Here is a 7,156-nt window from a genome sequence, read left to right on the forward strand (position 1 = left end):
TGGCGTCGCACTACAGTACATCCAGCCGGGAAAGCCAAATCAGAATGCCTTCATTGAGCGCTTCAATCGTACGTTCCGCGAGGAAGTGCTCGACCTGAATCTCTTCGCCTGCCTCGACGAGGTGCGCGAAGCCGCCCACTGGTGGATGATCGACTACAACCAAGCAAGATCCCATGATTCGCTCGGCGGAATGACCCCGGTCGAGTACCGCAACAAGTACGCCGAAAGCTCTACTTTTAAAGTGCCTGCTTGACGGGGGAGCTTACGACCTCACCTCGCCCACAGGGCGCGCAGCGTCCTGGAAACTGGCTACAGTCCGCACAGGGCCACCAAGCCCACCCCACCCATCCGCTTCCAAGGATCTGCATGTCCCTGCATCGTCTTGCCCCGCGCCTGGGCCTGGCCGTTGGCCTGCTGTGCGCCTGTGCCGTACACGCCACCGAGCCGGCGCCGGCGCATCGTCTGCTACGCGTCACCCTGGGCGGGGCGACCGACCAGGCCACGTCGGGCCGCCTGTTGGTGTTCGCCACCCTGGCCAAGGATGCCCAGGCGCAGGCCAAACAAAGCGGGAAAGACGGCAAGGTGGACGAGGTGAATATGAATCCCTTCCGCCCCACCGCAGTGGCGGTGGCCGCGCAGGATGTCACCGCGCTGGCACCCGGCGGCAGCGTCCAGATCGATCTGGACAATATCGCCTTCCCGCGCGGGTTTTCTGCGCTGCCGGCCGGCGATTATCTGTTCCAGGCCGTGCTCGACCCGGATGGCAGCTATGGCTACAGCGGCCGCGACGGCGGCGATCTGCTGAGCGAGGTCACCGCCGTGACATTGGCCAAGGGCAAGCCGCTGCCGGCGCTGACCTTGAGCAAGCAGGTGCCGGTCTCGGACGATCCGTGGCAGGTCTCGCCACGTGCGCCGCAGGCGGTGCGCGATGCGGTGCCCGAAGCCAGGCTGCATAGCGCCGATGCCTCGATGGTGAGCACCTCGCTCAGCGCGTTCTGGGGCCGGCCGGTGTCGCTGCGCGCCCGCGTGCTGACGCCGCCCGGCTACAACGCCAAGGCCGCCACGCGCTATCCCACCGTGTATGTCACGCATGGCTTCGGCGGTAACTACAACCGCTTCGCCGGCAGCATTGCATCCACCTGGAGCCTGATGGCGGCCAAGCAGATACCGCCGATGATCTGGGTCTTCCTGGATCAGTCCACGCCCACCGGCACCCACGAGTTCGCCGATTCGGTCAATAACGGCCCGTGGGGCACTGCGCTCACCGAAGAGCTGATTCCGGCGCTCGAGCGCCAGTACAAGATGGACGGCAAGGCCAGCGGCCGCTTCTTGAACGGGCATTCGTCCGGTGGCTGGGCCACGCTGTGGTTGCAGACGCGCTACCCCAAACTATTCGGCGGCACGTGGTCTACCTCGCCGGATTCCAGCGATTTCCGCGACTTCACCGGCCCGAACTTGTACGCGCCCAATGCCAACGTCTACCGTCGCGCCGATGGCAGCCAGTTTCCGCTGATCCGCGACCACGGCAAGGTGCTGGCCGATCTGGAAACCTTCGCCAAGCTCGAACGCGTGCTCGGCCCGTACGGCGGGCAGCTCACCTCGTTCGAGTGGGTCTTTTCGCCGCGCGGCGCCGACGGCCGCCCGCTGCCGATGTTCGACCGCGACACCGGCAAGGTGGACCCGGCCGTGGTGGCCTACTGGCGTACCCACTACGACATTTCCGCGCGCGTGGCCGCGCAATGGCCCACGCTCAAGCCGGATCTGGACGGCAAGATCCATCTGATCGTCGGCACCGCCGATACGTTCTACCTGGATGGCGCGGCGCATCAATTCCAGGCGGTGCTGGATGGCCTGGGCGCCAGGAGCGATTTCCGCTATCTGGAAGGCCGCACCCACTTCGATCTCTACACCGAGGGCGATGACAACGACGCGCTGATGAAGAAGATTGCCGCAGAGATGTACGCAGTGGCGCGACCGAAGCGGTGAGCGGCTGAGATCACCGGGTTGCATGCAGCGCTACGTGCGTGCACCGCCTGCCGCAACCGCACCGCGCCTACCAGATCGCATGCGCGGCATTGTCGGTCGGGCATCAGGCAGAGCGCGGCAATTCCCATTCCACCTGCTGGCGCAGCACCAGCAGCAGCACCTGGATGCGCCCGCCACGCACCATCGCTGCAGGCGTCTGGCCGTCGAGGGCATTCATCGGTTGGCGAAACCAGCGGATCAGCCCCTCGTTATTGCCACCGTTCAACGCCCATGCGTGGCAGACGATTTCGCCCAGGTTTTCGATGCCGGCGGTGCCAAGCAACTTGAGGTGTTCGGGGGTGAACGCAAACATCGACAGCACCAGTTCGGCGTCGGCCGCGTTGCCATGGTCCACCTGCATCTGCTCGCTGTGCGCGGTGCTGTAGAGCGAGCCCTGCGCGCGAAAATCTTCGGCGCGCCGCATGCCGGTCAACACTGCTGCGATGAGATCGGCGCGTTCCATGGGTTGTCCAGCTGAGTACGTGCGCGCACGCTAACCGGGCCGCTGCTACCGCTCAATCGGGAGACTCCTGACAGCCGCCAGGCGCGTCAGCGGCCGTTGCGTCATGCAGCGCGGCGCGGCGGCCGGGCATGGACTGCACGCGCAGGGCCAGGGCATCGCCTGCACGGCGTCGCCCTCACCCGCCTTCTCGGCGCTTAACGCAGGGGTTGCTAGCATCCGGGCGCGTCACTGGCAACAGCCTGCACGTGAATGGCTGCAGTGTTGGAGTCTCACCCCATGAGGAGTTGTCAGATGCCCTGGAAACCCACCCTTGCCATGCTTGCCCTGTCCACCGCCGCGCTGCCGGCGCTGGCGCAGTCCGACCGTCAGGTGGTCGAAGACATGCTCACCCGCTCGGCCAATGTCTGCCCCGGCCACAGCACCGAACGCACCACACCCACCGTCAAGGCCGTCCCGGTCGGCGCGCTGCGCGTGATGCTGGAACGCGGCCTGGTCATGTGCCCAGACCGTCGCCTGGACGCCGCAGCACCGGCCGTGTTCTACGGCCGCCTGGGCGTGTTCGCCTGGAACCCGGAAGTGAAAGCCGGATCCACCGTCATCGCCAAACAGATCGACAGCATGACCCGCAAGGACGACTACCCCACCGACACCCTGGTGTGGGACGCCAAGGGCAGCGCGCTCACGCAGCAGACCGTGCCGATGTTCGAACCCAGGCCGGGTGCGGCGGTGTTGTACAAGGTGCGTTGAGGCCGACGCGATTGCACGCGGCGCCCAGTCAGGCCCTGGCGCCCCGCTGCACGCGCGCATCGGCTGCATCGGCCGGGCCATCGCCGCCGAGCCGCTGTTCGTAAATCTCATCGACCACACCGCGCACCGCACGGGCGGCATTGAAGATGCTCTCGCCAAGCACCGAGAGGCTGGTGGCGTCCAGTGACTTGCCGCTGCAGACCGCCACCATGTCGCTGTGCGCGGTGATCGTGCGCAGCAGTGTGTGGAAGCGGTCGATCTGCTGCAGGGTCACGCCGAAGGTGAAGGGTTCTGCGTGCAATGGTGCCCGAGCATGGTGCCGGCTGTGGGTTGCAGGGGCTTTCGGAGCAGTCATGGCGTCCGTCCTCGACGTGAGCGGACGGGATGTCCGCAAGGCCACCGTAGCGCGCTTTTTCGGATATCTGAAAACCAGATATTTCGTCTGATTTCTTAGCGAAGCAGGCGCGCGCGTCTCACGCCGATTTTGTCGGTTCGGTCGTGGCGGTGAAGCGCCGCGGCTCACCGGTAATCGGGTCATCGAACGCCAATGTATGCGCGAACAGCTGCAGCGGGCGTCCCGGGTCGTCGGGCCGCTGCGCTTCCAGGGCGGGATAAAACCGGTCGTGCAGGATCGGCGTGCCCAGCGCGGCCATGTGCACACGCAACTGATGCTTGCGCCCGGTCACCGGCTCCAGCCGATACGTCCAGGTGTCTGCGTTGCGTGCGACCACCTCGATCACCGTCTCGCTGTTCGCTTCGCCCACGCCCTCGTGCATGCGGAAGAACGGCTCGCCCGGCTCCAACAGGCTGCGGTGCACATGCGGAAACCTCAGCTGTGGCAGCGGTGGTGCCACCGCCAGGTAGTGCTTGCGGATGCGCCGTTGCCGAAACAAGGCCTGATAGATCCCGCGCGTGGCAGGATTGGCCGAGAACAGCACCAGCCCCGCGGTTTCGCGATCGATGCGGTGCAATGGCACCAGCGCCGGATTGTCCAGCCGCCGCACCAGTCGCGTCAGCAGCGTCTCGCGCACGTATGCACCGGCGGGTGCCACCGGCAAGAAGTGCGGCTTGCAGGCTACCACCAACTGCGCGTCGGCATGCACCACGGTCTCGACGTACGGAATCACCGGCTCATCGGCGACCTCGCGGAAATAGCGGATGTCCGCACCCACGCGATACGGCGCTGACAACGCCAGGGCCTGGTCGTTGGCATCGCGCACCAGGCCGCGTGCGAAGCGGTCGCGCCAACGCTCGGCCGCGATCGCCGGAAAACACGCGCACAGCGCCTCGAAGACCGAGACCCACGGGCCGGCAGGCAGCTGGAAGCGGCTGGCCGGCGTGCCATCGTGGGTGCGGGGTGCATCGGGCATTGCCGAGATCGCGACAGGATCGAGAGTGCAGCATGGTAACGCGCGATGCGGCAACGCATTGCATGCAGCGGGCGATTGCATGCAGCACTGCAGCATCGGTCGATCGCTGCAGTGGCCAGCTTCCGCATGCGCGAAGCGATGTGCGGCCACGCGATGGCGCCGCATCGACGCGTGGTGTTCTGGAACTTAGGTTGGCATCGCGATGCGTGTGATCGCGCACCATGCCACGCCTTGGTAGCGACGCTCCGGCTTGCAACACATCTGTCATCACCCGTTGACGTTGCGTGTGGGCAACGGACTCCCCTTCGATCCCTTTCTCCAAGCAGGAACATCACCATGCGTTCGACACTTCATGCCACCGTCGTGACGGCAGGGCTTCTTGCCCTGATCACCACCAGTGCAGCCATCGCTGCCGTGCCATCGGTGGCGCAGTGCACCACGCCGCAGCCGTGGGCGCACTCCAATGCCGGCGTGGTGGTCGGCAACGGCACGGCCGCCAGTTGTACCGCCAGCGCACTCGCCACTGCGGTGGCGCAAGGTGGCTATGTCACCTTCAACTGCGGCACGCGTGCGGCCAGCATCGCCGTCAACCAGACCATCAACATCAGTGCCAGCACGCCAACGGTGATCGATGGTCAGGGCAAGATCACCCTGGATGGCCGCCAGGCCGCGCGTATCTTCCAGGTGCAGAACGGCAATGCGCTGTCGGTGCGCAATCTCAAACTGCAGAACGGCAGCTCCGTGCAGCCGCCGTCCAACACGCAGTACGCGCCCGGCACCTGGGGTGGCGGCGCGATCAAGGTCAGCTACCGCGGCAAGCTGGAAGTGATCAACAGCCAGTTCCTGAGCAACCGCAGCAGCATTGGGGGTGGTGCCATTTTCGCCGGCAGCGATACCGACGTGACTATCGTCAAGAGCTCGTTCTCCAAGAACACCTCATGGCTGGGCGGCGCGCTCTACACGCAGCTCAGCCGTCTGACCATCGTCAATTCCGAATTTGTCGGCAACCAGGCCATCAATGCGCCGGCCGGCTTCCCGGATGCCGACCAGTTCGGCAACAGCGGCGCGATCGACACCGACGGCGCCTCGCTCGCCGGCTACCTCAACGCCACCGCCGGTGGCGCCACGCTCTCGGTGTGCGGCACGGTGGTGCGCAACAACAGCGCGGCCAACAGCGGCGGCGGCGCCACGTTGTGGGCGTATGCACCGGACACCATCGACGTGCGCTACTCCACCTTCGCCAACAACATCGCCTATGGCGGCCCGGCCGGCGGTGCGCGCATCAGCCTGGGTTTCGGCGATACCACACACTCCGGCACCACCATCACGACGCCGGGCATCATCAACGTCGAAGAAACCAGCTTCATCTCCAACCGCGCCGAAAAGAGCAACGCCGGTGCCTTGTACATGGACTGCTACGGCCCGTCCTGCAACGTCAGCAACAGCACCTTCTATGGCAACTATGCAAAGGGTGTGGGCGCGGCGATCCAGCATGTGGGTTGGCAGCCATCCAATGGCGACCAGGGCAAGACCACGGTGCGCTTCAACAACGTCACCTTCGCCGAGAACACGCCAGGGTCGACGTTGTTCGGCAGCGGCTTCGACATCCGCAACAGCATCTTCTACTCCAAGACCGAGCGCACCTTCTGCAGCGACCAGAGCAGCACCGGCAACAACCTGATCGAGTACTCCGCTGCGGGCGGCTTGTTCCATAGTTGCCTCACCGCCGGCCTGGCACGCGCCACCGACCCGCTACTGGGCGCACCGGCCACCAATGGCGGCCCCACGCTCACCCAGTTGCCGGCTGCCAACAGCCCGGTCCGCAACCTCGGCAGCGGCTGTCGCACTATCGACCAGCGTGGTGTTGCGCGTGATACCGCGGTCTGCGACGTGGGTGCGGTGGAAATCAAGTAAGTCGCACTGCGCGTCCTTGTCCTCTGGCGAGGACGCGCGTTGTGTGGCCGAGCGGGCTAAGAAGCCCGCTTGGTCGCGCAATCAAGCGGTAATTGCGGCGCGGTTCAAGGCCACATCCACATTGATCGGTTTTGGCCACAAATGCCTCGCGCATAGGCTTGGCTTCTGCTCGCCCAACGAATAAGCATGTGCATCTCATTGGCAAAGATGGCTACGGAGTATGGAGCCACCGATTGGTTCCCAGACTGCCTGTGAGGTTTGCGACTTCATTCATCCGTTAGCGCACACCCCCGCGGGTATCTGCACAAATTGCGCTGAACTGATGCGAGCGAACTCAAGCATTGGCATTGGGTAAGCCGTTTGCGCTGAAGCGCGTCGTCCCGAAATTTAATGGGCTACAGACCGCAATAGCATCGTTCGCTTGCTGACAACGCACGTTTCAGCGGTTATGTTCGAACCTGGAACGGGGGTTCTTGCATGGGACGCAGAAAGAAGCAGAGCGGGTTTCACTAGGGCCTGTTAACACATCCGAAGCCCATCAACGACTAGGACGAAGCTGAGGAATCCAAGGAACATGACATCCAGCTTCTCGAAGCGCGAGAAAATCCGGCGGTAGCCTTTCAAGCGACGGAACAGT

6 protein-coding genes and 2 pseudogenes are annotated in these 7,156 nt (G+C 64.7%); 4 read left to right on the plus strand and 4 right to left on the minus strand.

Annotated features, from left to right (window positions below):
• Positions 1-253, plus strand: a pseudogene (locus F7R02_RS23385) (integrase core domain-containing protein); the annotation flags it as partial.
• 113 nt (positions 254-366) lie between these two features.
• The gene (locus F7R02_RS23390; RefSeq protein ID WP_139370850.1) at positions 367-1,986 is read left to right on the plus strand and encodes an alpha/beta hydrolase; all 1,620 of its coding nucleotides are present in this window, start codon (positions 367-369) and stop codon (positions 1,984-1,986) included.
• Positions 1,987-2,089: 103 nt separating this feature from the next.
• Here F7R02_RS23390 and F7R02_RS23395 read toward each other — a convergent pair whose 3' ends face one another.
• A complete protein-coding gene (locus tag F7R02_RS23395; RefSeq protein WP_004429277.1) occupies positions 2,090-2,488 on the minus strand; it encodes an antitoxin Xre/MbcA/ParS toxin-binding domain-containing protein in 399 nt (132 codons plus the stop codon).
• A gap of 315 nt (positions 2,489-2,803) precedes the next feature.
• On the opposite strand from F7R02_RS23395, the gene F7R02_RS23400 reads away from it, so the two are divergent.
• Positions 2,804-3,235 (plus strand): hypothetical protein, encoded by a 432-nt coding sequence (locus F7R02_RS23400; protein ID WP_005922907.1) that lies wholly within the window; start codon positions 2,804-2,806, stop codon positions 3,233-3,235.
• A 28-nt stretch (positions 3,236-3,263) separates the two neighbouring features.
• Here F7R02_RS23400 and F7R02_RS23405 read toward each other — a convergent pair whose 3' ends face one another.
• A complete protein-coding gene (locus F7R02_RS23405; protein WP_167521098.1) occupies positions 3,264-3,590 on the minus strand; it encodes a hypothetical protein in 327 nt (108 codons plus the stop codon).
• A 118-nt stretch (positions 3,591-3,708) separates the two neighbouring features.
• Positions 3,709-4,770, minus strand: a complete 1,062-nt coding sequence (locus tag F7R02_RS23410) for a pseudouridine synthase (RefSeq protein WP_172397182.1) — start codon at positions 4,768-4,770, stop codon at positions 3,709-3,711.
• A 198-nt stretch (positions 4,771-4,968) separates the two neighbouring features.
• Between F7R02_RS23410 and F7R02_RS23420 the strand changes: the two genes are divergently transcribed.
• Positions 4,969-6,519 (plus strand): choice-of-anchor Q domain-containing protein, encoded by a 1,551-nt coding sequence (locus F7R02_RS23420; protein WP_172397183.1) that lies wholly within the window; start codon positions 4,969-4,971, stop codon positions 6,517-6,519.
• A 519-nt stretch (positions 6,520-7,038) separates the two neighbouring features.
• Here F7R02_RS23420 and F7R02_RS23425 read toward each other — a convergent pair.
• A pseudogene (locus tag F7R02_RS23425) lies at positions 7,039-7,156 on the minus strand (IS5-like element ISCARN85 family transposase); the annotation flags it as partial.

The organism is Xanthomonas cissicola (genome assembly GCF_008801575.1).
Classification (GTDB): Bacteria; Pseudomonadota; Gammaproteobacteria; order Xanthomonadales; family Xanthomonadaceae; genus Xanthomonas; species Xanthomonas cissicola.